Here is a 24,486-nt window from a genome sequence, read left to right as displayed (position 1 = left end):
TCAGCCTAAAATTTCCTGCCATCCCTATCATGGACTTAAAATTTTATTGGCTACATATGATTATTTTTTCTCGTTCTCTTAGCATCTTTATAAACAAACAGAGCAACAAGAAGAAAGCTTATACTAACAACACGGAAAATCATCTCTAAACTAATCCATTCAGCTAAAAGCCCTAAGGTGAATGCGCTAATGCCAACTCCAATATCAAAACTAGAAAGAAATGTGGCATTCGCTGCACCACTTTTTGCCTCACTTACTTTTTGAACTGTCCATGTTTGTAAACAAGGCATAACGGTTCCATAGCCCGCTCCGAATAGGATAGCTGCGATAATAAGCATCCCATTATTTGTCGCGTAGGATAACACAATCAATGATAAAAAACCTAGCACTGCTGACACAATGATAATCGACCACGGCCCCGTTTTATCAAACCATTTTCCTGTAAATGGACGTAGTAAAGTGGAAACCATCGCATTGATTAGGAAAAATAAAAAAATTTGATCTAACCCTCTTTGTTCGCCATATAGCACAAGGAAGGTAATAATTGCACCAAAGCCAAGCGTTGTCATAACAGTCAGTAATGCTTGAAACCATACTTCTCGTTCGAAAATCGCTTCTATAAATCGAAATGGCTGCTTCTCATGTTTAACCGGTTCAGCAGAATAAACAAATTGAAGAATTATCACTGCCAAAAGGCAAAGAATGACGGAAGAATAGATTAATAGTTGGAAAGAAAAAGAATGATAGATTAGGATGCCTAAGCTAGGGGCAATGATAGCTCCCACTGTTGTTGAAATAGAAAAATAGCCTATCCCTTCACCTAATCTTGTTTTTGGAATTAAATCCACCGCCATTGTACTATTCGCAGTTGTTGACACTCCCCATGTTACTCCATGGAAAAACCGTAATAGTAGGAAGAGCCAGATTGTGCTCAAAAAGGGATACATAATTGTAATCATTAATAACATAACCCCCGCACCAATTGCTAAACCTTTTCTATTGTTATCGACTAAATAATAGCCTACAAAAGGTCTAATGATAATAGCCCCTATTGTAAATACTGTAGTAACCAACCCTACCTGAAAAGGAGAAGCATGTATGCTAATTAAATAGGCTGGTAAAATAGGTAGTAACATTTCAAATCCTATAAAAGTTAAAAAGTTACTAATAAATAAAAAAAGAAATGCTGAAGTAAAAATTCTTTGTTTTTGCATGTTAAAATTCCTCGCTTCTAATTAATCTTTTTTAAATTAGAAGCGCTTGGCACACTGAAACATTCCTAAATTGCCTTAACTTTTTAAGCAATCGTCTCACCCTTTCAAAAGCTTTATTTTTAATAATTCTTCTTTAACAACACAAAAAGACGCCAGCTAACCGGCGTCATAACATGTATACAGTATTTAAAAAGAACAATCATAAAGGATCTTCTTTATCTATTAAATACACAGGCAAAAAGCTTTCGGTTGCTGAATTCTATATGAAGTTTTTCTAAAAAACGACAGACTGGTCCCGTTGAATTGAAATCAGCTAATTGTAAAAATGTTTTAACTTCAATTGCAGCCATTCTGAAAACAGTTTCCATCACTTTTTGCCTCCTCTCGAAATATCAATACAATATAATTTAATACAAAATAATCAAAAAAGCAAATTCAGTTTTCCGCTCTCACATTCTTTTAGGGCTACTTGATACAACCTTATCATGTGAAGTTAGGTGAATTGTCCTTTATCTGTGTACAATATACCCTACCTTACGTGGTGCCACTACGTTTTGCTTTTCAACACTTTCCATACGATCATCTGGCGTTTTTTTCATAGGAGTTATCAAAAGTTCAAACATGGTTAATTGTTTATCCATTTTCATCCCCCTTTATGATTCTTAAAAGGTATTGTACACTCTATTGGCTGCTTATCTTATATATGTTTAATAACTAGATTTTATACTAGAGGAAAAAATAGAGACATCTTTATACCTAGTACTTTCATTTGAATAAGAAAAAGCAACCTGTATCTCGACTGAATAAAAGGAATATACCCGTTCATTACTCTAGTAAGTAAAATAGCGGAAGTAACATGAACCCTACTAGCAAAAGCACTGGAATCAAGGAAACAATTAAAGCCAATATTCTTAGCTTCCCCTTTTGACTAAAAAGAGCAGCTAGAAATGACCACAATATCCCCTATTTCAGAGGTTCCATTCACTACAATGGGGGTAATAAAAGCAAAGACCATGAACAAAGAAAATAATAACAATGAAATCATACTCAAATATTTTCTCAACACAATTACTTCACCCCTCCTGGTTTTTTCTTCCATTTTTTTAACATAAAACATTTCATATCTTATGCAACTAAACGGCTCAGAAGTTCAATAAAAAAAGAGCTGCGAATGCAACTCATAAGCTACTACCTTCACTTCAACTGTTTTAAAGCTCTCCTTCTTGAATACCTTTTTATAAAATTCGTGCAATCTCCCCGTCGATTATTTTAATATGTATAAACGACGAACCGCCTCCTTGAATATGTTTGGGCACGTCAGATAAATCAAGTAATTCCTTTATATGAATGAACTTTATACGATTAGGCTCAATCTTCACATAATAAGGGCCAGCTACATTCATCAGAGACGCGATACGCTGTCCGTTATCCGTTAAATGATCATCTAAAAACTCTAGCTCAAATGACACCGCTTCATTACTTCGATTTTGTAATTCAAGATGACATTCTCCTTGTAATACATCTTTGCTTACTACATCAAATTGGCATTCGCCATTCTCAGTATAAGAAATCGCCATAATGCCACGAGCGAATGTCTCTTGATAGATGGTCATCAGAAGAATGGGTAATAAGGCAAAGGTGATTAGCACTACACCCATTGATAGGAGGTGAAATTTTTTCAGACCCTTGACAAGAAAAATCAAAGCAAGGATAAAGAGAGCTGAACCAAGTAACCCAAGCAGCACATAGCCCTCATCAGTGAGGATTGGGAACGACATAAAGGAAACTCGTGCATTCACCATTTGATAGTTAGGAAATGGGAAAAATAAACACATACAAATTCCTAAAAGGATGATGGACGTAACAAGCGCCCCTTTATTTCTTATCATATTCTCCCTCCTCTAGTAGAAAAGCAAATAGGCGAAGCTCCATTTCTACTTTTGCGCACATAATTCTCTAAAATTACATCCACGACAATGCCATTTTTCTTGTGTTTGTTCGAAATCTTCCAAGTCCACAGGCTCGTTAGAAAAAATATCAGCTTGATACTTTTTCATTTCTAACACACTATACTGAAATGTATGTAAAATATTTTCCATATCGAAATTGGTGAAGCTATATTTCTTCCGTTTTCCGGTTAGTAAATATTCATTATAGACCTCGATTTGCTCAAGTGGCACCCGATATTTTTGCTGGACATAATAGGCATAGAGGGCTAATTGCTGGCGATCATCATCTGACTCGCCCCCCGTCTTCCAGTCCACAATTACCCATTTATCTGTTAGTTCATTAAAGTAATGAAAATCCATTACAACGAACACTTGGATATCATTGATTTTCATTGAGCGAAACTGTTCGGGCTCTCCAATTCGCAAAGAGCCTCTTTGTGACGTAATTTGTTGAAATGTTTCACTCCTTAAAAAATGCTCAAAAACAAGCTTAATTCGTTCTTTATAGTCCTGTACTAGATCGGTAGGAAGTTTGCCAGTATAGTAAATTTCCTGCATCATATAGTATTTATTTGGTTTTTGCCTCCATGATTTAAGATGGCGAGTAGAATCAATAAAAGCCGCATTCAGCTGTCCTCGAGCCCAATGAATCAGCTCCTCTAATGTGGGAGGCTTCCCTGTTTGTAAATAATCATTAATAGCCTGTTCAATAAAACGGTGAACAATTTGCCCAAATAAAATAGGCATGGGTTGAAGTTTTTTTAAACGATACACAAGTTGATGATAAGGCTCCACATTGTAGCTTAGCCACCCGTTATGGGAAAAATAATATTCATAGCCATATTTACGGGCACAGCTTGTTAGCGTTTTATGACGTGATAATGACCATGAAAACGTAGGGTACGGTGTAATTTCAAACACGACAATCGCCTCCTATAGCTGCTGGATAAAATCATAGACAAGCTGTACAATCAGAACAATGGTTACAATACGAAGTAGCAGTTTGACTTGATTTGCGTTCACCTTTCTTGCTAAAACAATACCAATTTGCGCACCAATCGTAGACCCTACCATTAAAATCAATGTCAGTGGCCATTCAATTTTCCCCGTAGCAATATAGGTAATCGCTGCTCCTGAGCACATGGCGAATACCCCTACCCTTGAGAGTCCTACTGCTTTAATATAAGATATTTTCTCATGCGCATATGTATAAAGGGCTAGTGTACTACTGCCTGGCCCAAACATACCATCATAAAAACCAACTCCAAGGAGGATTGGACCATTTTTTCGATTCATAATAAAGAGTTCCTTATCGCCAAAATCTGCCCCACCCATAAAGGACATCATTAACGCAAATCCTAGTAAAATGATGGCAATAAACGTCAATGCTTGACTACTCATAAATGAAGCAAAAAGTCCACCCAATGTTCCACCAATTAGGGATACCAATAAGACCGGTCTCATTTCTGACCATGCTAATTCCTTACGTTTATAAATCGTATAAAAGCTCGAAAATGCACTTACCATATTGGATACTTTATTAGCCCCAATTGCTGAATGGACAGGCACCCCCATTAACATCATCGTTGGCAAGGTGATTAAACCACCGCCACCCACTAACGTTCCAATGACATTCCCAATGATGCCAATGAATAAAAATAACAAGTATTCCATCATATCCTTCTTTCTCTCTCACAAAAGCAATCATTCTATGATACAGTATAACAGATTGTAATTTTGAATGATGATGGAAATGAGGGGCAAGGATGCAGACACAACAAAAAACACCAACACCACGCTTTTGTCACCAGCTGACGGTCATCGTGGCCACCATTTTTTTAGCTGGCTTCACAGCTACACTAATTCAATATCGAAAGCTTCCTGCAACGATTCCCGTTTTACAAAGCTTTACAAGTGACCATGCACAGTTTGGGCCAAAAATTGCTATTTTTTATTTACCATTTATCGCACTCATGCTATTTTTACTTTTACACTATTTAGAGATGAAAGCAGCCTATCCTATGATGAGAAAAAATAAACCGCCGCTGTCCCATAGCCAGCGTCAAAATGGCATCATGACATTTTGTCTCATAAAAAATAGTATTTTACTGTACTTTACTTACTCCCTTTTCAACGACCTTACGATTGCATTGGGACGCGTTCGCATTTTACAACAATGGCATGCATATCTTTTTCTTTTCTTGCTCTGTGGTATTTTCAGTATGGGGATCGTACGAGGCATTTTATTGAATAAAAAGCGTTAAAAAAGACGTATTAAAGAGTTGCTCTTTAATACGTCTTACAAACATGAAACGACTATATAGATTGCATAAATAGAATAAGTTGATCCTCTTGTGTGCAATCCACGGCTACTTTATTGCGTGACTGGTGACCACATTTTGTACATTGATGTACAAGTTGATACCCTTTTTTAGATGAATAATCAATAGTAATAGGTTTCATTAACCCTTTACATGGATTGGCTCTATCACCAGGTACAATATCTAGTTGCTTTGAATATAAACAATGTGGGCAATGATTGCGGAAACTGCCATTGTTTAATGGTGTCACGTCTAACCCACATTGTTCACAATGAAATGCTGTATTTTTAGTTTTTCTACTCAATTGTTCTTCCTCCAAGACGAATTTTTCATCTTTGGAGAAAGGGTTCCGTTTTGTTTTTCTATACAAATAGTATTAGGCTTTGATCATGATTTAACCCATTCACCGTTTTGCTCTACAAAACGATTACTTCTAATTCCACCTTCAAAAGAGCCTATTTCATCTCTTTATCCGAACCACGATTGACTTTAGGAAATTGTATCAATCACTGTAAGACGGACCTCTCCACCTTCCACTAGTCGGTGCTCATTGATCATCACTAAGTTAGGCATTCGTCCCCTTATGAACAATTGTAGGAAATCTATTTACCTTCAAATGAACGACTCCTCATAAGTTTCATGTTTTGTTTAGTAAACCAAATAGTTATTCACGATCCAATTCTCTTTCCATTTGTCTAAAATTATGTATTAAACCATACTTTTGTACACCACGCGCTTGTTCGATGCTAGCATCAGCCCATTGGCGGAATAATTCTTGATTTTTTTGACTATGGGCGTATACCGCCTCTACAGCGGGTTGCATCCAAGGCTGTGTCAGCTTGTCGCTTCTCATAGCAGCCGTTCGACCTTCCATCGCTGCAATATAGCATAGGGCATAGCTTGACAATGGCTCCTTGTTAATTTGCTGGGCAGCAGCCTTTGCCGCTCCAAGATTTTTCTCCATAATTGCTTTCGTAAATAGATAATTATATTTGATGGCTGGCTGCTTATAATGGTGGATGATGACATCGATAGCACGAATCTGTTCATCTACCGTCCCATAAGCGGATGCATAGAGAGCCGCAAATATTGGTTCTTTCTGACGGCGCTTCACCCATTTATCTACAAGTTCCATATTGTTTGATCGATATAAAATATGTACATGACGGTAAATAATAGCTACCACGAACACTGCAATTATACCGAGTGAAAAGGATAGCCGAACACCTGATAAAGATAGCACCATAGCCAGCAAAATAATGGCTAAATAAATGACTGTTAATTGAACAATTTTCATAATGCCTCCTACTGCAATTTCCTGCGCATTTTACGTGAAAAGATGAAACCCGCTCCTATAAAGAAGACAAGTGCCATTACTTTCATGATAGGAATGATAAAAAGCTTACTGATGAGGAAAACAACGACTATATAATAGACCACCATTGCCAGTAAAAATAATGTCAGCTTATTCACGAGGCTCCCTACTTTCCTTTAATGCCGCCTCAATCGCAGCAAGCGCTTTTGGTCCCATTCCATGTAAATGAGTTAAAGTGGAAAGGTCAACGTTTTCCAGCTGTTTCAATTGTGTATAGCCTGCTGCCTGTAATGCACGAATTGCAGGTTTGGCTACTCCCTTTGGCCATTCTGTCATGTTTGCACTTCCCTTCAAGAAAAATCTTCTCTGCCCTATTATGCAAGTGACGGCAAAGAAATGCAAATAAGTCAAAAAGATAGAATTTGAAACATGGATAAGCAAGCAGTCATTAAATTAGTCAAACTATGAATACTCCAGCTCGTCATGATGGAGCCCCCGCTAACTCGCTCATTCATCCATCCCATCACATAGCCTGCTAGCCCCGTAGATAGTACAACTAACAAGATGATTGGAAATGATAATACCGTCCATAACATAGCCCCATGGATACAGCCAAAAACGAGGCTTTGTAGCAAATTTCCGACCTGGAAACCAAATGACTTTGCCAGCCTTTTCAGTAAAAAGCCACGGAACAAAATCTCCTCTGATAAGCCGGTCTGAATCATAGCATACAGAAGAGCGGGTATGACCCCCGCTAAGCCAAGACCAGTAAATTGATTGGACGCTAATATGGAACCATCCATGTAAAAAAAGACGAGAGCGAAATTAGGCACCACTAATACGACAATAGCAAGCATATAAAACATGGCATATTTCCCCTTATCGACAATAACTGGCCTATGAAATCCTAACCATTCGAGGAATAGTTGTTTCTTTTTAGCTGTAAAACTCCACCAAACAAACGGTATGACTGAAAATAACACCACTTGCACAATTGCATTAATCATATTTCTCCCCCTATTCATTACGTTAAGTGTAGAAGAAAGACCTATTAAATTCAATAACAATTTAATGATAATCGTTAAATTATTAATCCTTTAAATTAAGTATTAATCGTTTTACTTTAATTATAATAGGGTAAGATTTCATTATTGTGCTTCGGTTAAATTTCATATATACTCAATTACAGACAAACAAGGTCTTTAATATACGCAATATACATTGGAGGTAATGACTATGAAGACACATTTATTAGAGAAGGCTCGCATTTATGAACAAAGTACTCGTATCTCTGTACCAGCTTATGACACTCTGTTCACCATGACACAAGCCTATTTCCGAGCTCATTTAGGTGAGCAAGAAACTTCCCTGCTAGTTGTAGGAGCTGGGGGCGGTAATGAGCTGTCCGCATGGGGACCCTCTAATCCAAGCTGGACATTTACAGGTATAGACCCGTCTGAAGAGATGCTGCAAATTGCTCAGTATAAAGCACAGCAATTAGCTATTGAAAGCCGAGTTCAGCTTCTCCAAGGAACCATTGATACCTTGCCCTCCTCTCCATTAACCTATGATGCGGCTAGCTGTATCCTTGTGCTGCATTTTATGGAAGATAGACAGCAAAAACTTAACTTACTGCACAACATTCATGAGCAATTAAAGCCTGGCAAACCTTTTGTCCTTGCTTGTGCCTACGGTGATCGTAATAGTGACGAACTGCAAGATCGCATTAAAATCTGGCAAAGCTTCTTTTTAGAGGCAGGATATAAAAAAGCAAAAGTTGAAGATATGGGACAAGTCATTATGAATATCTCTTTCCTATCCGATCAAGACATTCAAGAATTATTGAAGGAGGCTGGATTTAAGCAGATTACGCGCTTTTTCAGTTCAGGTCTTTTTGCTGGCTGGATGAGTCACGCCTAACCGTAAGACCCCGCCATTTAGCTCAAATGGGGGGTCTTTCAACAGGTGGATTATAGATTTCATACAAATAAAGGCTTATAAAAACTACAGCCCTGTTTTTCACCAATAAATACTGTAATAATAAACATGATCATCTATGGTCATCCCTACTTTTTCATAGAGCTTTTGTGCATTGACATTGTCCCTTGCTGTTTCGAGCATCATGTAACGAGCGTTCTCCTGCTGGCAATAGACGTAGCATTGATCGATTAATGCTTTGGCCACCCCTTGTTTTCTGGCATGCCCAGCCACAAATAAATCATTTAAAATAAACGCCCTTTTCATAGCTACGGATGAAAAGATAGGAAATAACTGCGCAAAGCCTACTGCTTCCCCATCTAAATATGCGAGAAACATAATGGATTGCTCCTTTTCCACACGTTCTTGGATAAACTGCTCGGCTTGTATTAAATCAGTCGCTTGTCCATAAAACTCACGATAGGCATTAAATAACGGGACCACTTCCCCAATTGTTGCCTGTGTCACAGTACAAATATTCATATTCCACTCCCCCATTTCAATTTATTTGTCATTCTAGTATGATGGTAGTAGATTATCTGACATTTCAAAAGAGACAGTATCAAACATTTCAACATGTCGAAGAGGTGCGTTATGGACGATTTCATCTTTTTATTAACCGACAAAGAGGCCAAATATAAACAAATCTATCAGCAAATGAAAACCCTCATTATGGAGGGCACATTGCAAAAAAATGATTCTCTGCCTTCTATTCGGAAGCTGGCAGAAACATTGCAGGTGAGCCGCAATACGACCTTAACGGCCTATGATCAGCTTGTAGCTGAGGGGTACATTCGTGGTGAAGGTCGGAAAGGGTATTTTGTGAATGCGCTGGAGCAAGTTTTCTTTCAAGAGCAGCCACAGCCCATTCGATCGAAGCCACTAAAGGATACTACAGCATTCCTTGTAAACTTCAAAGCAGGGGCTGTCGATCAACAGCACTTTCCCATCAAGACGTGGCGTCAAATCGCCAATCAGGTTTTACAGGATTCCACTTGCTATCAATATGGTGAACTGTTTGGAGAACCTATGCTAAAAGAGCAGCTTGCCCAATATTTGCTGCAGGCAAGAGGCCTATATACCAATAATGAAAATATCATTATTGGGAGTAGTACACAGCAAATGCTTCTGTATCTTGGGTTTTTATTGAAGGAAAATTTCCCTAGCATATTGCTGGAGGACCCAGGCTATGATGGGGCTCGAGAGGCATTTCAATTACATAACTTTGACATTGAGGCCTTACCTGTTTTCGAAGCAGGTGCACAGCTTGATATTTTAACAACTTGTCGCTCACGGCTATTGTATGTCACACCATCACACCATTTTCCATATGGTGCCTCCATGAACATTCAACAGCGGCAAGCACTAATACGATGGGCTCAAAAAGTGAATGGCTATATTCTTGAGGATGATTATGATGGTGAATTTCGTTATACACAACAGCCATTCCCTGCTCTTGCCTCTATCGATCCCTCTCGGGTCATTTATTTAGGCACATTTTCGAAATCCTTTTTACCAGGCATACGAATAAGCTATATGGTGTTACCAGATGCCCTTATGCAGCCTTATAAAGAAAAATTTGCTCATTTTGAACAAAATGCATCCACCCTACATCAACGCACAATGGCTCATTTTATGGCCCAAGGCGAATGGACCCGCCATATTAAAAGAATGCGCCTAACCTATAAACAAAAAATGCATTGCCTTGTGCAGGAGCTACAAAAACAATTTGGGGAGCAAATCACGGTTTTAGGTGAACAATCAGGACTCTATATTTTGGTGAAAATAAAGTCATCCCTCTCGGAACAACAGCTAATCCAACAAGCTGAGGCCCACGGGGTAAAAGTTTATCCAACCAGCCCGTTTTTTCTCCATCAAGCCCGGATAGAACCGATGCTACAGCTAGGCTTTAGCACATTAACAATGGAAGAAATTAAATTAGGTGTCCAATTACTTAAAAAAGCATGGTCCTCATAAATAACACCAAGTTCGTACATTGTGTTCAATAAAAAAGGACCATCAAAATCGATGGTCCTACTTCTTCTTTAATTTTATGGTTTCAAAACATTTCTTACAAACAATTGCTTATTTTTATGTGCGATTACACTGACTGTCGCCAGTAATAGCCCCGAAATCACGAAAACCATTCTAATTCCTACTAAATCTGCTATTACCCCCATAACAAGAGAGCCAATGCCGAAAATTCCAGTTCCGATAGCACCTAATGAGGTATAGACAGTTGACAACTGTTCTTTTGATACACTGGTTTGTATTACTGTTTGTTGAGGAATTTGTTTAATTTGTCCAAAAAGCCCTACACAAAATGATAGAAGTAAGGAAATCATCGGAATGCTGTTGATGCTAAATACTATTGTAAATATGAAACTTGCAAAGGAGCCGACAAAAATATAGGTTCCTATTTTCTTTTCTACAACAGAAGAAAATTTTATACAATAAGCACTTCCTAAAATCAGACCTAAAAAGTTGGCTCCATTAATAAAGCCCCACCACTTTTCATCAACGTTCAACGCGTCGTTGACAAACACATATAAAATAGCGGCTATCCAAACTGTTGCAGCGATGGTATCTAAAAATTCTATCCAAGCAATCCTTTTTAAAACTGGCGTATTTGATAAAGTTTGCCAACCCTCTTTCATCTTTTCTAGTTTCCCTTTTGTCTCCGTCGATTCATGGCTGTTTACATTTTCTAAAAGGCTAAGTAATAGACTTGCCAATACAAATAGACATCCAACTAACCAAATCAGTTGCTGAGAGCTCATAATCAGTAATAATGAACTTCCTACGAACCACATACCTGCTTGAATGACCTGCGTAATAGTTTCGGAAATTCCATTAGCTTGAAGTAGCTGTTCAGGTTTAACGTAGTGTGGAGTCAATGTCTGTCTTATTGGATTTGCACATCCATCAAAAAAAGCAATCAACCCTATTATTAAAAAGATAAAATAATAATTAGCTGCTGATAATCCCATTACCAGAAACCCTAGAATAAAGAGTAAAATGGTTTTTGCGATTTGTGACCCAGCAAGTAACCATTTAAGATTTAGTTTCTCCACTAAAAGAGGTGTCAGCATACTGGATATGAACATAGAGGAAGCAATCGTAAATGGCACAAACGATGCTGAAATTGCAGAATCCGTCAACAAAAAAATCGTACTTATAACACTGACTATATATAATACATCGCCTATATTAGCGAGTGATTGACCTAATAGTAATAAAGAAAAATTTCTATTCAATTTCATTTTATATCCCCCGATATTTCATTTGAATTTTGGCTTCATGGGGGAAAATTAGATTGGACTATTCATTAAACTTTGACTCCTTTCATCTAGCGGATAAATCTGGGGGATATCGATTTATCACAAGTTTTTTATCATCCATACAAATTTAATTGAATTATAGCATTGTTTGTTTTAATATTACACATCCACAGTAAATTATTACCATACCCTTTTATTCCATAACTAATCCTTCTTAAGCTAAGCCGATTCATTGTTCAATATAAAAAAAGAGCTGTCTAAACAGCTCTTTAATCTTTAAATAAGGCACTCAGTTAGTTTAACAAGGCGAGATAGTCAAAGCATAATACACGAAACTTAATTTCTGACCGTTCATTTCGAATTTTTCACTACTAGTCGTTATTTTCTCAAAACCATTTTTCTCTAAAATTCTTTGAGAAGCTATGTTATTTGTTGTTGTTTCCGCTTTAATCTGTTTTATGCCTTCTTCAGTTATTGTTTCGATTAATATTTTCAATGCTTTTTTAGCAATTCCTTTTCCAGCATGTTCTTGACCCACCCTATAACCGAGATGACCGATCTTAAAAAATCTATCAATATCTACTAAATTTATTCTTCCTAGAATAGAACTATCTTGATCTTTAATTAAATAGAAATATGACCTTCCTTGAGCTTGTTCTTCAAGTAAAGCTTCGTGTCTTTTTTTAAAAATCTTAGGGTTATAGTATTCATCTCCACGAGTAGGCACCATTTCTTCGAAGAATGCTCTGTTTTCAAGTTCAAATTTATACAATCCTTCGGCATCTGCCACTTGTAATCTTTCAATATATATATCCATGTTATATAAGCTCCATTCCAATAGGTTCTACTCTTACCTTGAAGTAAAATCCCCATATTGGCAAATCCCTTTATTTTTTATCTCTTATTTCTTCCAGTATTTCAATAACACGATTGTTTTGTTTTTCTATAGACTTCAACCTTTTTTCAATTATGCTTGAAGAGAAAAACACAATGAGTACAATAGCTATTCCGACTAATAAATTCATTTCTATTCCCCTTCTATATCCATGTTTGTCTATGTATATAAAGTTACTCCCTTGTTCAAATATGCAGTGTCTTGATGATCATTAAAAGCTGAACTAATGTAAAAATTAGTTCAGCTCCAAAACTGTTTCCACGCGCTTAGAAATAATCAATGAATGTCGGTATGCCTACAGGTAATACGTCCTCTAGTAAGGCAATTTCCTCCGCACGTCCCTGTAACCGTTCAATTTTCTCTAAATACCTTGGGCGTTTATAGCCTAGCAGCATAGTGGCCAAGGTTTGCACCGTTAAATGGACAGCATTATCATTTAATGTCTCGCTCACCTTTTGGACAGACAGCTTACCATCCACCATTTTGATGATGAATGTACCATTATTCCAAGCGACAATCCGATCCGTTACGGCTAGCTGAAGCTCAAAGTTTTGACTGACAAATGGATAGCGTAATAAAAACTCTTTAACATCAACAATTCTCGCCATAAAATAAGGAGAGACCTTTTGAATAATCTCACTATCCTCTAATAGAAATGCTACAGCTTCATTACCTGTCGTTTTCCCATAGACATTATAAATCATGGAACTATGGGCAGAGACAAAATTCCATAACCCTTTACGTGCTTCTTCCTGTAAATAGACGATTTCATCAATATAATAATTTTCCTCCATAATACGATAAAACATGTAGCCCTGCGCCACATCTCCTTCATCGTAGTAGACGGCAGCCTGAAGGTTAACATCACTGTCAATGAATTTCTCTTCCCAGAAATCCTCCTGAAATTTCTCATTCCATGCAATACTATTTCGCACCATTACACCATGTGTTTTTTCGGCATATCGGGCGTAGATATCCACAACATCCTGATGTTTCGGATCAACACGCCGAATTTTCCCATTGAGTCCGGAATAATGCGGAAGCTGTGTATCCTTCACCTGAAATTCTACGATATCACTCATAATTTCCCATCCCTTTTTTCGGTAATAAGGAATTGAATATGGGAATAAATAGGATATACATTGTCCCTCGTTGCGCATACTTTGTAGGCTTTCAATAATCAAGCTTTCCATCAAGCCATGGCCTGAATACTCTGGGTAGGTGCCAACTGCTGTAATCCCCCCCATTTCATAAATCTTCCCATGGACATTGACCTCAAAAGGCAAACTTAAAATTTGCGATACTAAATGTGAGCCATCAAACCATCCGATAGCATGTCCCTCATTAAATTGTCTACTTTTTGCATTCACAAAACGACGGTCCTTATGAATAGACATCGACATTTGAAAGACATAATTCAATAAATCAATGGATTGTGCCATTTCATCCAATCGAATTTCTCGCATGACTAAGCCTTTTCGTTGATTCATGATTCCCTCTCCTCATCAAATAACTCACTTAAAATTGTTTGTGGTGCATCTAAAAACCGCTTGGTGACAATGTAATGAATGGAATCCTTATAGCGGATCGTTTCAATTTCTCCATTGTCAAAGCTATAAATCGTTGCATTTGGATAACCGAGTAAAATAGGCGAATGTGTAGCAATAATAAATTGTGCCTCATGCTCAAGGTCCTTCATAATTTTTAACAAGCTTAACTGCCTTGTTGGAGACAATGCTGCCTCAGGCTCATCCAATAAATAAATGGCTTTCCCTTTAAAGCGATTCATAAATAAAGCAAGAAAAGACTCCCCATGGGATTGGTGATGTAGAGATTTTCCACCAAAAGCGTTATATCTCCTTGGATCTTCTATCAAATCAATATGACTGGCAAATTGATAAAATGTTTCGGATCGAAGAAAAAAACCATTTGAAATTTTCGGCATCCACGACAAACGGATATATTCACCCAGTGAAGATTCTGCCTTATGTACTTCATACAGATTTTGGCGGCCACCACCTGCCGTATTAAAATCGCACCGATCTGCAATAGCTTCTAGTAATGTTGATTTTCCCGAACCATTTTCCCCAACGAAGAATGTCACATTTGTCGGAAACTCCAACTCCTGTAAATCCTGCAAGCTCGGGATATTAAAAGGATACATTTGTTTATTAGGAATAGTGTTCTGTAGCACTTTACATGATTTTAAATACATTTCATTTCCTCCTTTCTCTTATTATAACGAACAACTCCTCTGCTGAAACGTCATCGCACTACCTCTTTTACGAAAAAGAATTAAGAATAGTCAAACAAATCATAAAGTCATTATTTTTTCAATGAAAGTTCACAGCAGGAGTAGTGTAAAATCGAGTGCTAGTAGTCCCACTCTATACCACCATTGTGTAATAGATATTTCCCGAGAAATAAATAAAAAACATGTCGAAAGTTGCAATTTTATTCCGTAAAATTATGTCATATTTTTGATTTCCATAAAATTAAGTGGCAGCACGATTTTCGTATGAATGATATTTTTCAATTGTGAAGATTATAATTTCCCAGCAATATTCAAAGGAGTTCTATGATTATGCCCAATATAATCAGCATTCTTACAGGTAAGGTCCCTTACATGCAGTTTGAGTAACAATTTTTCTCCGTGCACCTATTTCCACCCATAAAAGTTCTATAAACTAGGCTCCCCTCATAAATTGAGTAACAATCAAATGTTAGAAGGTGAAGAACAATGTTTGTTACTCATTATTATGAAAATAAAACGTCCGTCTTAAGTCAATTGCTCGTCAAGCTCCCTGCCATCGAAGAGGATATTCGAATTAAAGGGCGTAAAGCCAAAGTAACGGAAGTGCTTCAAATTGACGACAACCACTATCATGTGAAGATTATTTTTGAAAAAATCCCTAAAAAGCAACCTCTTAAAGATTTAGGAAAGAAAAAGAGATAATCCATAACGTTTATTTCCACCAAATTCGGGAATATTCATACTACTATTGCGAATTATTCTCACCTCATTATTTCTTCAAAGAAATTGGTTGACATTTTAATTGATAACAATTATCATTATCAATAGATTATTTCTTTTCTCCAAATTGCTTATTTCAGAATCCCCCTCTTTTTTGAATAAGCATGTATCAAACGGATATTCTTACATCAGACTAAGAGTATCCGTTTTTATCTGTATATATGGAGGATTTTTACATACTAAAGGAGCTGTTTGACATGGATTATCGTATTGAAAAAGACACTATGGGTGAAATTAAAGTACCTGCTGATAAAATTTGGGGTGCGCAAACACAGCGCAGTAAAGAAAATTTCCAAATTGGTACGGAACATATGCCAATTGAGCTTGTGCAGGCCATGGCTATTTTAAAGAAAAGTGCAGCAATCGCGAACAACAAACTAGATAAGCTTTCAGCTATTAAAGCGAATGCAATCGTACAGGCTGCAGATGAAGTTTTAAATGGACAATGGGACGATCAATTCCCATTAGTTGTTTGGCAAACTGGTAGTGGTACACAATCAAACATGAACGTTAATGAGGTCATTGCACACCGTGCGAACCAACTATTACAGGATGCTGGCGAGGCAGACCGCATTCATCCAAATGATGATGTCAATAAATCACAAAGCTCGAATGATACATTCCCTACTGCATTGCATATTGCGGCAGTTTTAAAAGTGGAAGATTACTTATTACCACGACTTCGTTTATTAAAATCGACTTTGGAAGACAAAGCAGCTCAATTTAAAGATATTATAAAAATTGGCCGTACGCATTTACAGGATGCAACACCTCTTACATTAGGTCAGGAAATTAGTGGCTGGGCAGCCATGCTGGCAAAATCAGAGCACATGATTCTTCAAAATATCGACTATATGAAAGAGCTTGCGATTGGTGGAACAGCGGTTGGTACTGGTATCAATGCTCACCCAGAATTTGGGGATCGTGTTGCAGCGGAAATTAGTGAGCTAACAGGTAAACCATTCACCTCTGCTGCGAATAAATTCCATGCCTTAACAAGCCATGATGAAGCCGTTGTTGCGCATGGTGCTCTTAAAGCTTTAGCGGCTGATTTAATGAAAATTGCTAATGACGTTCGTTGGCTTGCAAGTGGGCCTCGCTCAGGGATTGGTGAAATCACAATTCCAGAAAATGAACCAGGCTCTTCTATCATGCCTGGTAAAGTAAACCCTACCCAAAGTGAAGCGATGACAATGGTAGTTACACAAGTAGTAGGTAATGACGCGACGATTGCTTTCGCAGCATCTCAAGGGAATTTTGAACTAAACGTCTTTAAGCCAGTAATTATTTATAACTTCTTACAATCAACTCGCCTATTAGCAGATACAATGAAATCATTTAATGACCATTGTGCAATTGGCATTGAGCCAAATAAAGAAGTGCTTGATCATAACTTACAAAACTCATTAATGCTTGTAACAGCATTAAATCCATATATCGGCTATGAAAACGCAGCAAAAATTGCGAAAAAAGCTCATAAAGAAGGCACGACGTTAAAAGCAGCAGCTATCGCAAGTGGTCTGCTTACAGAAGAACAATTCGATGAATATGTAGATCCAGCTACAATGATTTATCCGAACGTGAAATGATTTAAGTGTAACAAAATAGGTAAAAGGATTGGGGTTATGTCCCCAATCCTTTTATTTTTCATGAACGTTGATTATGATTTTTCAATATTGATTAGAGAATAAATATATGTATCATATGGCACATTATTTTGATGCATATATTTCTTTAGTAAGCCTTCTTTTTCGAAGCCTACTTTTGTTAATAGCTTGTTAGAAGCATCATTTTCTGTGAAAACGATGGCTCCTATCCGCAATAACGCCATCTCTTGAAAGCCAAACGAAATCACTTGGTCCAATGCCTCTCGTGCATAGCCTTTTCCCCAGCTGTCAGGGAAAAGGGCATAACTGATTTCAGCTTTCTTATGCTCTGTTGACCATTCTTGAAATCCAATAGTACCTATTAGGCCTTCTCTCCCCTTTAGTTCTATCCCCCATTTAATACCTTGTTGTTCCTCATAGTTTTTTGAAAAGCGATTAATGATTTGTTTAACTTGCTCTAAACTAGTTAATGGATTTTGACCGTAATGACGTAATACGTCAGGGTTAGAAAAGCAATTTAAAATAGCTTGTGCGTCATTTTCTGTAATTTCTCGTAATACTAATCGATCAGTATTTAAAGTAGGGAACATGTGGCCACCTCTTTCAAGTATGTTATATCTTCCATATTTTATATGAATAGAGCGAAAATTGCTTCATTTATTTTTTAGTAACACTATTATTTAAGTTTAATTTTTTGAATTTCAGCAACAAATATAGACTCTTCCGTTATTTTCACATATTGATAGGTGGATTCTTTCAAATAGCCTTCTTTGTTTAAATACTCTTTTAGGTCTGACTTTCTCTCAAATATTTTTTCGTTCATCTGTTGCTCGTAATCCTGCTCATCATTTCCTTTAGTAATGGTCATCAAATAAATTTTCGTCATGTCCTTTTCCCCCCTTGGTTCATGCCATTTTGATGCTTATCATAAAAAAACCCTGTCAGTGGACAGGGCGTCAGCAACGAAGCTGTTGATATCGTAAAAATATAAGTATTGATGGACGTACGACTAAACTCTTTATGAACATGACCATTTCGTCCAGTATTTTCTTTTGAAATGGCTGAATGGTCATCGGTTTGAAACGACGAGTTGTCCGTTTCTTTTTATTTGGCTTGCTACCGTAATATGTTCACGGTAATAGCCGTTGCTTTGATCGTTTGATGTTGCGGTGGTGTTTTGGGTTCCATATACAATGTTGTGTAATACGCATCCGCAATAACAATCAAGTAAATAATTAAAAGTAATCGTTTTGTTCAATGGCTCAAAAATTTCAGTTCTCCCTTTTCAAATCTAATCTGTTTCTACTAATTCATACGAACAGAGATGAAAAAGGTTTCAACTATTTTTAGGGAGACAAATATGCCTCCCCTTTCCCCCTATACTGCTGCCACCATCATTTTCCCAACGATCGATATCCCAATGATCCTGATCTTTTTCTCTGCTTCTCGGAACGAATGCCAACTCCCTCACCCTTTTCAAACGTTCTTATCTAGTTTATGAAAAGATAAGGGTTTTCGTTCATCGTAAAATAGGCTTAATTTTAAACCCTAAGGCAATCGCCGCTCCGATACAACTGGATAGACAGCCCACGATCAAATAAATGCTTACTGTAGATTCACCAATCAGAACAGAGGCAATGCCTCCAATAACAGGAAATAATGCGACCATATAGCCACTTTTTGCTCCTCCAATCCTTTCGACTAGCTTTAAATAAAATAGCCAGGCCAGAAACGAGGCAATAACTGTTAAATACAGCAATGCCGATAAATAAGTAATGGATGTCGGAATCGTCATTTTTTGTCCTTCCATCCAAACAATTCCACACATGACCACACTACCAACAGCAAAGCCAATCGCATTGGCATAAATCGGGTCAATTTGGCGCTTCGCATTTCTGGCAGAACTAGCATCACCGATTGCTGTCAGTAGCGTTCCTAAAAACGCAATCAGAATCCCTTTGAAATCAGCTAATCCAGAAAAACTATGTAAAGTTGGATAGATTAATACACCCACTCCCATAACGCCTAAAATACCGCCAAGAAGAACACGACGATGTAACGGCTCTTTCAGAAAAATTCGTAAAGCAATAGGCGTTAATATTACTTTTAATGAAAAAATTAACGTGACCATGGCTGCCGAGCTGAGCATCGTCGCGTAATACAAACATAAATAACTGAATGCAAAATTACAAACTCCAAAAACAATGATAAAAGGAATATCCTGCTTTTGTGGTTTCCCCTGTGGTTTCATGAACCATGCAAGTATTAAAAATAATAGAGCTGTTATGACTAAACGATAGGTTAACGATAATTCTAAACTAACGGGGGTCCCTTGTATTTTTACAGCAATAAAGTTAAGACCCCAAACGATTAAACAAAATATATACATAAAATTCGTCATACTGTAAATTCCTTCAACTTCCCTATACCTTCCATCTGCCCATCATGATAGTGTGATAGTATTGTCCATCTGAGAGGCGCTTATCATGTTTTAAAATACCTTCTACCTCAAAGCCACATTTTTGATAGAGCTGAACGGCCTTATCATTGGATTCTAACACTTCTAATGCCATTTTCTGAATACCATTAGCATCTGCCCAGTCGATCGATACTTGCATCAGGGCTTTACCAATGCCATAGCCCCAAAAATCCTTCCTGACACCGACACCAAAAATAACCTTATGGGCAAGCCTTATCAATGTAGAACCCTCACATCTTGAGTATCCTACAAGTTGATCATCAACGACTGCTACTAAACATAGATTTTTAGGGCTTGCTAGGTCATTGGAAATGAGCTGCTCGAATCCTACTCGATCAATGAACCCCTCCCCTTGTGCTCGGTCAAAGTTTTCCGTTTCACCATCTAATTGTAAACGTAAATCTGACAAGGCTTGGGCATCGTCCGGTTCGGCACAACGGACCGTATAGCACAACTCTTTATATTGATAGTTTTTTTTGTTAATCAGCATGCTGGAACTCCGCAACTGGCTGAATTCGTACAAATCGATTGTGCCAGATACATTCATGGTGCTGAATGATTTGTGGTGCTGCAAGAACATCATTAGATAATGTACTGTGGGCATCCTCCACTAAAATATTGTGATGATAGCCATGACTGAAAGCACTACGAATCGTTGTATCAAGGCAAAACTCCGTTTGTGCACCAGCAAATATTAATTGCTCAATATGTTGCTCCTGCAAGTATTGGGCAAGCTCAGTTTGAAAAAAGGCATCCCATGTTGGTTTTTGAATCACCTTATCCTCCGCTTGTTGATGAAGACCATGATATAGCTCCCATCCAGGCTGACCGTAAGCGAAGTCTACATCCTCGGCATCAGTATGCTGAATAAAAATAATAGGTACTTCATTGTGGCGCGCCCATGCAATTAACGAATTAATATTGTTGATGACCATTTCGTCATTCCATAGATTCTGTTGGCTGTCTAAAAAGAAGGCTTCTTGTATATCGATAATGATTAGAGCTTGTTTCATAGGATTCTCCTTTATTTGCGACTTTTTCTTAATTATTGTACTGAATTTTTTATTGGAAGAAAATATAAAAAAAGAAGTACCTAGCGATTTGCTAGATACTTCAACCTCTTTATTTCATTAATTCTTCAACAAACTCAACCGGCACATATGTTTTACCACTCTCTAATAAAGCAGGTGCTACGTCAAATTGGCGAATCGCTTTATTATAGCCATATTCTTTTTGACCACGAGTAATTGTGTAGGAAACAGCACCTTTAGAAATAATTGCACCTTTAGGCGTTACTTCTACTTCAAAGCCAAGCTTTTCTACGATTAATCGTAGAGGAACCATTTTTGTCCCTTCTACTTCATAAAAATCTTTTTGAATAATCTCTTCAATGGCTCCATTATCTGGTGTTGGTTCAGGCGTTGGCACTGGGTCCACTTCAACTGGCTCTTCCTTCTCAATATTATCTAACACGATAACCTTTGAAGGTGGTGTTTGGGCAGGAATACTCATTGTTGCGATTGTATAGAACACTACTAAGTGCTGCTCTTCTAAATCACTAGCTTTTAGCTCTTTGCCAGAAACACTTTCAATTTTTGTATCTTCCCCCACATTTAATTTCAAATAATTGTCAGTATCGATTAAGTTTTTATCGAAGTAATCGACTTCCACACTGCCCATATTATCTTTTTCTACAATAATTACTTCTGGGTTATACTGTGGTGGATAAATAGCAAGCATAGGCTTTTTCGCATAAGAGTAAGCTGACACCTTATCCCCTTTTTGAAGCTTCACTTCTTTCCCCATATTGTCGAATACTAATGAATCTTTATCGACAACCACAATATTCGTCTGTTCACCTTCTACCACCGTATAGTAGGTTGCGTTGTCACGGACATCAACGTTTTCAACTTTTCCAGTTACTTTAACAAAAACTGGCTGAGCTTGTTGCTCGTTAGTTTCTGAAGTATTCACAACAGCCTCAACCTCGCTCGCTGATGCAGTTGGAACGCCCATTGCGCTCCCTACTAATAATGCTGTCATAGCAAATGGTACGACCTTCTTCATTTTCATACAAAAAGCATCTCCTTCATTTCACGAATTCATAGAAGTAGTCGTCCTCATATGAAAAAGGTTACAATATGACCAAATTTTTTTGAAAGCAGTCATTATACAGGTATCACATTCCTTATTAAAATATAAATTTCAATCGGTTTAGGATGCGTTGCAAGAAGTATTGATGTTCGCTTTGTTTTGTCCTTAAATCGTGGGCAACATCAGGATGATCGGTAATGACGCCGCTCACATTTTTCTCGATAAAGGTTTGTAACGAACGGTCATCATTCAGCGTCCACACGAATAAATCCATCGGGTTCTGCTTCAGCTCCTCAATAAGCTGCTCTGTTACCCATGACTCCTCTAAGGCAATGAAATCCACACCTTCTTCCATTGGACCGATATTAAGCGCGTAGACAATACCCACTCTTAGATTCGGTACTAATTTTTTTAATTGGGTCATTTTCTGTCCATCTGTAGATTGCACATAATACGAATCCAGGACCTTGTATTTTCGTAGCTTTTCCACTAATTTGGGTAACACATCTTCCGTTTCCTTGCCATGTACCTTTAACTCAATGAGTAACGCAACATCTAAAGCTTTAGCAATTTCGATACAATCCTCTAAAGAGGCAATTTTATCACTATAGCCATTTTGATGAATCGTTAACGTTTTTAATTCACTTAAGGTCATATTAGCAATGACCCCGTTTTTACCTGCCAATCGCCGCAATGTACGGTCATGGAATACGACAAATTCACCATCCACTGTTTGCTGAATATCAATTTCAATGAGGTCTGCACCGGCATTAGCCGCGCTCACTAGCCCGCTAATCGTATTTTCAACATTGCCAGCCACATAGCCTCGATGGGCAATAATTTTTGTATCGGGTGCATAGACACTTTTCTCTAAAGAATTGATATTGATCATACTTAATACTACAAACACAACAAAGCTAATGAGCAGTAAAGGTTTATAACGTCGTTTCCTATGCTTACCCGATTTGTTGATTTTCCCTATAACCGGTGTATTGTAAGTAATGGCAACCATGACTTGTGAAAACATAGCCTGTAATAAACTAAAGAGCACCACAAAGACCATTTCTAAAAAGGCGAGCGTTAACCCCGCTGTCACCAATGCGGCATTTGGTAGCAAGCGTTCCATTAAATAAAGTGGAACCGTGCTAATTACCGTTATACTGAGCATGACGAATAGATGCCCTGTTAAAAGCATGACCAATAAGGCTAAAAGCTCCAATAAACCTCTTTTGGAAAATCGCCAGCTTTGCTTGAATGAACGTAAAATAGAAATGTTTGGCTGGATCGTAAAAATAGGTAACGTTAAAATACTCCGAATGCCGATCATTACTAAAATACTTGCCACTGCGGTATATGCTAACCTACCTGTTCGACTACTCATGATTTCTTCTGTTAAAAAATGTGGAAGTGAGATGGATTGGGTTAAGGTGAGTGGTAGCATGAAAGAAGCGAGTGGCATTAATAGAGCAAGATAGACGATTAAAAATAGTACTTGGACACTAAAAAAATAAACAACCTTACGATTCAGTTGTTGCCATATAGAAAAAAATCGATAGCGCATTCCTCTTTGTTGATGAAAGGCCATTAAAAATAAAAAGCCCATTTCATAATAAACAAATAATAAGAACAACAAGATTAATAGACAAATCATCATAATGACAAAGGGATGGGCCACAAAGCTTTGCCAATTTTGCTCGGTAATATGTGTATATCCTGTTACTCTGAGCATGAGCTTTAACATCGTAGAGCTTACAGGGATCATTAATAAAAACTGAAAGATTCTAATTAATGCGAAAACCTGTACATAGTCAAATCGATATATATAAATATTATAAACAGCCTGTCGCATTACTTGTCCTGCCTTGTGCACATAATCACCCCTGTTACAGTTAAAATCGCTCTCTTCTAACGTATGTTTTGACCGCCACGGCACAGTACTCAAAGCAATAAAATAGCAATATGTTCAAGTATCCTATGCAGCTTGGAGAGAAAAGATTTGTGTATTTATCGTGACGTTCTCCATTTTCTTGAAACTTTTCTCGAAGCTATCCTGTATATAACTAGATACCCCGTAGCGAAAGGAGCGCAAACATGAAATTCGACATTGGCGATATGATTAGTACAACGGTTCTTCTATGCCTGTTTTTAGCTATCTTTTTCGGCATGATTCGTATGATCAAAAAAATGAAAGCAACAATACCTGTGCCTCCTCCACCAACCATGCAACAGCAAGTAGAGGACTTAACAAAACGAGTGACAAGCTTAGAACACCAAGTAAATAATTTTACAAATAGGAAATAACTAAAAAAATCGCTGCAAG

General features: G+C 37.5%; 30 protein-coding genes. 6 read left to right on the top strand and 24 right to left on the bottom strand.

What is annotated here, in order from left to right; translation table 11 throughout:
• Window positions 1–50 precede the first annotated feature (50 nt).
• From AC1Q6O_RS07790 to AC1Q6O_RS07765, 6 genes are all read right to left on the bottom strand, one after another.
• Window positions 51–1,214, bottom strand: a complete 1,164-nt coding sequence (locus tag AC1Q6O_RS07790) for an MFS transporter (protein ID WP_346038115.1) — start codon at window positions 1,212–1,214, stop codon at window positions 51–53.
• Between the two features lie 215 nt (window positions 1,215–1,429).
• A complete protein-coding gene (locus tag AC1Q6O_RS07785) occupies window positions 1,430–1,582 on the bottom strand; it encodes a hypothetical protein (protein ID WP_008175886.1) in 153 nt (50 codons plus the stop codon).
• Window positions 1,583–1,723: 141 nt separating this feature from the next.
• Window positions 1,724–1,855 (bottom strand): hypothetical protein, encoded by a 132-nt coding sequence (locus tag AC1Q6O_RS07780; protein WP_346038116.1) that lies wholly within the window; start codon window positions 1,853–1,855, stop codon window positions 1,724–1,726.
• A gap of 594 nt (window positions 1,856–2,449) precedes the next feature.
• Window positions 2,450–3,103 (bottom strand): hypothetical protein, encoded by a 654-nt coding sequence (locus AC1Q6O_RS07775; RefSeq protein WP_492401033.1) that lies wholly within the window; start codon window positions 3,101–3,103, stop codon window positions 2,450–2,452.
• A 45-nt stretch (window positions 3,104–3,148) separates the two neighbouring features.
• Entirely contained in the window at window positions 3,149–4,084 is a 936-nt protein-coding gene (locus AC1Q6O_RS07770) for a PD-(D/E)XK nuclease family protein (protein WP_090003160.1), read from the bottom strand.
• 12 nt (window positions 4,085–4,096) lie between these two features.
• Window positions 4,097–4,837: a sulfite exporter TauE/SafE family protein gene (locus AC1Q6O_RS07765; RefSeq protein WP_008175882.1), complete on the bottom strand. Its 741-nt coding sequence runs from the start codon at window positions 4,835–4,837 to the stop codon at window positions 4,097–4,099.
• A gap of 92 nt (window positions 4,838–4,929) precedes the next feature.
• Between AC1Q6O_RS07765 and AC1Q6O_RS07760 the strand changes: the two genes are divergently transcribed.
• On the top strand, window positions 4,930–5,427 hold the full coding sequence (locus AC1Q6O_RS07760; protein WP_008175881.1) for a hypothetical protein: 498 nt from the start codon (window positions 4,930–4,932) through the stop codon (window positions 5,425–5,427).
• A 52-nt stretch (window positions 5,428–5,479) separates the two neighbouring features.
• Here AC1Q6O_RS07760 and AC1Q6O_RS07755 read toward each other — a convergent pair whose 3' ends face one another.
• The 5 genes from AC1Q6O_RS07755 to AC1Q6O_RS07735 all read right to left on the bottom strand — a co-directional run bounded on the left by AC1Q6O_RS07755 (window position 5,480) and on the right by AC1Q6O_RS07735 (window position 7,806).
• Window positions 5,480–5,788 (bottom strand): RNHCP domain-containing protein, encoded by a 309-nt coding sequence (locus AC1Q6O_RS07755; protein ID WP_043990023.1) that lies wholly within the window; start codon window positions 5,786–5,788, stop codon window positions 5,480–5,482.
• Between the two features lie 360 nt (window positions 5,789–6,148).
• Window positions 6,149–6,781 (bottom strand): hypothetical protein, encoded by a 633-nt coding sequence (locus tag AC1Q6O_RS07750; protein ID WP_008175878.1) that lies wholly within the window; start codon window positions 6,779–6,781, stop codon window positions 6,149–6,151.
• An 8-nt stretch (window positions 6,782–6,789) separates the two neighbouring features.
• The gene (locus tag AC1Q6O_RS07745; protein ID WP_008175876.1) at window positions 6,790–6,957 is read right to left on the bottom strand and encodes a hypothetical protein; all 168 of its coding nucleotides are present in this window, start codon (window positions 6,955–6,957) and stop codon (window positions 6,790–6,792) included.
• Entirely contained in the window at window positions 6,950–7,135 is a 186-nt protein-coding gene (locus tag AC1Q6O_RS07740) for a helix-hairpin-helix domain-containing protein (RefSeq protein WP_090003159.1), read from the bottom strand. Before AC1Q6O_RS07740 ends, AC1Q6O_RS07745 begins: the two co-directional genes overlap by 8 nt.
• 71 nt (window positions 7,136–7,206) lie before the next feature.
• Complete coding sequence (locus AC1Q6O_RS07735) at window positions 7,207–7,806, bottom strand: CPBP family intramembrane glutamic endopeptidase (protein ID WP_239354487.1); 600 nt, start codon at window positions 7,804–7,806, stop codon at window positions 7,207–7,209.
• 229 nt (window positions 7,807–8,035) lie between these two features.
• Between AC1Q6O_RS07735 and AC1Q6O_RS07730 the strand changes: the two genes are divergently transcribed.
• On the top strand, window positions 8,036–8,719 hold the full coding sequence (locus AC1Q6O_RS07730) for a class I SAM-dependent methyltransferase (RefSeq protein ID WP_090003158.1): 684 nt from the start codon (window positions 8,036–8,038) through the stop codon (window positions 8,717–8,719).
• 99 nt (window positions 8,720–8,818) lie between these two features.
• On the opposite strand, the gene AC1Q6O_RS07725 is transcribed toward AC1Q6O_RS07730, so the two are convergent.
• Window positions 8,819–9,259 carry a GNAT family N-acetyltransferase gene (locus tag AC1Q6O_RS07725; protein ID WP_089984837.1) on the bottom strand — a complete coding sequence of 147 codons (441 nt, stop codon included), beginning with the start codon at window positions 9,257–9,259 and terminating at the stop codon, window positions 8,819–8,821.
• Between the two features lie 111 nt (window positions 9,260–9,370).
• On the opposite strand from AC1Q6O_RS07725, the gene pdxR reads away from it, so the two are divergent.
• Window positions 9,371–10,753 carry a MocR-like pyridoxine biosynthesis transcription factor PdxR gene (gene pdxR / locus AC1Q6O_RS07720; protein ID WP_346038118.1) on the top strand — a complete coding sequence of 461 codons (1,383 nt, stop codon included), beginning with the start codon at window positions 9,371–9,373 and terminating at the stop codon, window positions 10,751–10,753.
• Window positions 10,754–10,827: 74 nt separating this feature from the next.
• Here the strand turns inward: pdxR and AC1Q6O_RS07715 are convergent, their stop codons facing one another.
• From AC1Q6O_RS07715 to AC1Q6O_RS07695, 5 genes are all read right to left on the bottom strand, one after another.
• Window positions 10,828–12,039 (bottom strand): MFS transporter, encoded by a 1,212-nt coding sequence (locus AC1Q6O_RS07715; protein ID WP_096364218.1) that lies wholly within the window; start codon window positions 12,037–12,039, stop codon window positions 10,828–10,830.
• 316 nt (window positions 12,040–12,355) lie between these two features.
• The gene (locus tag AC1Q6O_RS07710; protein ID WP_008175852.1) at window positions 12,356–12,874 is read right to left on the bottom strand and encodes a GNAT family N-acetyltransferase; all 519 of its coding nucleotides are present in this window, start codon (window positions 12,872–12,874) and stop codon (window positions 12,356–12,358) included.
• Between the two features lie 70 nt (window positions 12,875–12,944).
• Window positions 12,945–13,082 carry a hypothetical protein gene (locus AC1Q6O_RS07705; protein ID WP_008175851.1) on the bottom strand — a complete coding sequence of 46 codons (138 nt, stop codon included), beginning with the start codon at window positions 13,080–13,082 and terminating at the stop codon, window positions 12,945–12,947.
• A 136-nt stretch (window positions 13,083–13,218) separates the two neighbouring features.
• Window positions 13,219–14,442 (bottom strand): GNAT family N-acetyltransferase, encoded by a 1,224-nt coding sequence (locus AC1Q6O_RS07700; protein ID WP_008175849.1) that lies wholly within the window; start codon window positions 14,440–14,442, stop codon window positions 13,219–13,221.
• Window positions 14,439–15,167: an AAA family ATPase gene (locus tag AC1Q6O_RS07695; RefSeq protein WP_043990020.1), complete on the bottom strand. Its 729-nt coding sequence runs from the start codon at window positions 15,165–15,167 to the stop codon at window positions 14,439–14,441. Before AC1Q6O_RS07695 ends, AC1Q6O_RS07700 begins: the two co-directional genes overlap by 4 nt.
• Before the next feature lie 525 nt (window positions 15,168–15,692).
• Here AC1Q6O_RS07695 and AC1Q6O_RS07690 point away from each other — a divergent pair.
• Together AC1Q6O_RS07690 and fumC are read left to right on the top strand one after the other, a co-directional pair.
• Window positions 15,693–15,908 (top strand): hypothetical protein, encoded by a 216-nt coding sequence (locus tag AC1Q6O_RS07690; protein WP_008175845.1) that lies wholly within the window; start codon window positions 15,693–15,695, stop codon window positions 15,906–15,908.
• A 275-nt stretch (window positions 15,909–16,183) separates the two neighbouring features.
• Window positions 16,184–17,575 carry a class II fumarate hydratase gene (gene fumC, locus AC1Q6O_RS07685; RefSeq protein ID WP_008175844.1) on the top strand — a complete coding sequence of 464 codons (1,392 nt, stop codon included), beginning with the start codon at window positions 16,184–16,186 and terminating at the stop codon, window positions 17,573–17,575.
• Between the two features lie 71 nt (window positions 17,576–17,646).
• Here fumC and AC1Q6O_RS07680 read toward each other — a convergent pair whose 3' ends face one another.
• The 7 genes from AC1Q6O_RS07680 to AC1Q6O_RS07650 all read right to left on the bottom strand — a co-directional run bounded on the left by AC1Q6O_RS07680 (window position 17,647) and on the right by AC1Q6O_RS07650 (window position 24,036).
• Window positions 17,647–18,183 (bottom strand): GNAT family N-acetyltransferase, encoded by a 537-nt coding sequence (locus tag AC1Q6O_RS07680; protein ID WP_008175843.1) that lies wholly within the window; start codon window positions 18,181–18,183, stop codon window positions 17,647–17,649.
• Between the two features lie 86 nt (window positions 18,184–18,269).
• Window positions 18,270–18,479 carry a hypothetical protein gene (locus AC1Q6O_RS07675; protein ID WP_008175842.1) on the bottom strand — a complete coding sequence of 70 codons (210 nt, stop codon included), beginning with the start codon at window positions 18,477–18,479 and terminating at the stop codon, window positions 18,270–18,272.
• A 633-nt stretch (window positions 18,480–19,112) separates the two neighbouring features.
• Window positions 19,113–19,994 carry a DMT family transporter gene (locus AC1Q6O_RS07670; RefSeq protein ID WP_342532629.1) on the bottom strand — a complete coding sequence of 294 codons (882 nt, stop codon included), beginning with the start codon at window positions 19,992–19,994 and terminating at the stop codon, window positions 19,113–19,115.
• A 22-nt stretch (window positions 19,995–20,016) separates the two neighbouring features.
• On the bottom strand, window positions 20,017–20,562 hold the full coding sequence (locus tag AC1Q6O_RS07665) for a GNAT family N-acetyltransferase (protein ID WP_008175839.1): 546 nt from the start codon (window positions 20,560–20,562) through the stop codon (window positions 20,017–20,019).
• Complete coding sequence (locus AC1Q6O_RS07660; RefSeq protein ID WP_008175838.1) at window positions 20,552–21,085, bottom strand: cysteine hydrolase family protein; 534 nt, start codon at window positions 21,083–21,085, stop codon at window positions 20,552–20,554. The genes AC1Q6O_RS07665 and AC1Q6O_RS07660 overlap by 11 nt, the downstream gene beginning before the upstream one ends.
• Window positions 21,086–21,194: 109 nt before the next feature.
• A complete protein-coding gene (locus AC1Q6O_RS07655; RefSeq protein WP_008175837.1) occupies window positions 21,195–22,145 on the bottom strand; it encodes a stalk domain-containing protein in 951 nt (316 codons plus the stop codon).
• A gap of 118 nt (window positions 22,146–22,263) precedes the next feature.
• Window positions 22,264–24,036 (bottom strand): glycerophosphoryl diester phosphodiesterase membrane domain-containing protein, encoded by a 1,773-nt coding sequence (locus AC1Q6O_RS07650; RefSeq protein WP_008175836.1) that lies wholly within the window; start codon window positions 24,034–24,036, stop codon window positions 22,264–22,266.
• 221 nt (window positions 24,037–24,257) lie between these two features.
• On the opposite strand from AC1Q6O_RS07650, the gene AC1Q6O_RS07645 reads away from it, so the two are divergent.
• On the top strand, window positions 24,258–24,467 hold the full coding sequence (locus AC1Q6O_RS07645; protein ID WP_089984854.1) for a hypothetical protein: 210 nt from the start codon (window positions 24,258–24,260) through the stop codon (window positions 24,465–24,467).
• The last annotated feature ends 19 nt before the right edge of the window (window positions 24,468–24,486 follow it).

Source organism: Lysinibacillus sp. GW823-FHT06C08 (assembly GCF_058795135.1).
The sequence above is the reverse complement of the archived record's forward strand: the minus strand, read 5'-3'. Positions and strand labels throughout refer to the sequence as shown.

Bases quoted from the DNA above. Each gene is read 5' to 3' on its own strand.
- AC1Q6O_RS07790 (WP_346038115.1), bottom strand. From the start codon at position 1,214: ATGCAAAAACAAAGAATTTTTACTTCAGCATTTCTTTTTTTATTTATT.
- AC1Q6O_RS07785 (WP_008175886.1), bottom strand. From the start codon at position 1,582: ATGGAAACTGTTTTCAGAATGGCTGCAATTGAAGTTAAAACATTTTTA.
- AC1Q6O_RS07780 (WP_346038116.1), bottom strand. From the start codon at position 1,855: ATGGATAAACAATTAACCATGTTTGAACTTTTGATAACTCCTATGAAA.
- AC1Q6O_RS07775 (WP_492401033.1), bottom strand. From the start codon at position 3,103: ATGATAAGAAATAAAGGGGCGCTTGTTACGTCCATCATCCTTTTAGGA.
- AC1Q6O_RS07765 (WP_008175882.1), bottom strand. From the start codon at position 4,837: ATGGAATACTTGTTATTTTTATTCATTGGCATCATTGGGAATGTCATT.
- AC1Q6O_RS07760 (WP_008175881.1), top strand. From the start codon at position 4,930: ATGCAGACACAACAAAAAACACCAACACCACGCTTTTGTCACCAGCTG.
- AC1Q6O_RS07750 (WP_008175878.1), bottom strand. From the start codon at position 6,781: ATGAAAATTGTTCAATTAACAGTCATTTATTTAGCCATTATTTTGCTG.
- AC1Q6O_RS07740 (WP_090003159.1), bottom strand. From the start codon at position 7,135: ATGACAGAATGGCCAAAGGGAGTAGCCAAACCTGCAATTCGTGCATTA.
- AC1Q6O_RS07735 (WP_239354487.1), bottom strand. From the start codon at position 7,806: ATGATTAATGCAATTGTGCAAGTGGTGTTATTTTCAGTCATACCGTTT.
- AC1Q6O_RS07730 (WP_090003158.1), top strand. From the start codon at position 8,036: ATGAAGACACATTTATTAGAGAAGGCTCGCATTTATGAACAAAGTACT.
- AC1Q6O_RS07725 (WP_089984837.1), bottom strand. From the start codon at position 9,259: ATGAATATTTGTACTGTGACACAGGCAACAATTGGGGAAGTGGTCCCG.
- pdxR (WP_346038118.1), top strand. From the start codon at position 9,371: ATGGACGATTTCATCTTTTTATTAACCGACAAAGAGGCCAAATATAAA.
- AC1Q6O_RS07715 (WP_096364218.1), bottom strand. From the start codon at position 12,039: ATGAAATTGAATAGAAATTTTTCTTTATTACTATTAGGTCAATCACTC.
- AC1Q6O_RS07710 (WP_008175852.1), bottom strand. From the start codon at position 12,874: ATGGATATATATATTGAAAGATTACAAGTGGCAGATGCCGAAGGATTG.
- AC1Q6O_RS07705 (WP_008175851.1), bottom strand. From the start codon at position 13,082: ATGAATTTATTAGTCGGAATAGCTATTGTACTCATTGTGTTTTTCTCT.
- AC1Q6O_RS07700 (WP_008175849.1), bottom strand. From the start codon at position 14,442: ATGAATCAACGAAAAGGCTTAGTCATGCGAGAAATTCGATTGGATGAA.
- AC1Q6O_RS07695 (WP_043990020.1), bottom strand. From the start codon at position 15,167: ATGTATTTAAAATCATGTAAAGTGCTACAGAACACTATTCCTAATAAA.
- AC1Q6O_RS07690 (WP_008175845.1), top strand. From the start codon at position 15,693: ATGTTTGTTACTCATTATTATGAAAATAAAACGTCCGTCTTAAGTCAA.
- fumC (WP_008175844.1), top strand. From the start codon at position 16,184: ATGGATTATCGTATTGAAAAAGACACTATGGGTGAAATTAAAGTACCT.
- AC1Q6O_RS07680 (WP_008175843.1), bottom strand. From the start codon at position 18,183: ATGTTCCCTACTTTAAATACTGATCGATTAGTATTACGAGAAATTACA.
- AC1Q6O_RS07675 (WP_008175842.1), bottom strand. From the start codon at position 18,479: ATGACGAAAATTTATTTGATGACCATTACTAAAGGAAATGATGAGCAG.
- AC1Q6O_RS07670 (WP_342532629.1), bottom strand. From the start codon at position 19,994: ATGACGAATTTTATGTATATATTTTGTTTAATCGTTTGGGGTCTTAAC.
- AC1Q6O_RS07665 (WP_008175839.1), bottom strand. From the start codon at position 20,562: ATGCTGATTAACAAAAAAAACTATCAATATAAAGAGTTGTGCTATACG.
- AC1Q6O_RS07660 (WP_008175838.1), bottom strand. From the start codon at position 21,085: ATGAAACAAGCTCTAATCATTATCGATATACAAGAAGCCTTCTTTTTA.
- AC1Q6O_RS07655 (WP_008175837.1), bottom strand. From the start codon at position 22,145: ATGAAAATGAAGAAGGTCGTACCATTTGCTATGACAGCATTATTAGTA.
- AC1Q6O_RS07645 (WP_089984854.1), top strand. From the start codon at position 24,258: ATGAAATTCGACATTGGCGATATGATTAGTACAACGGTTCTTCTATGC.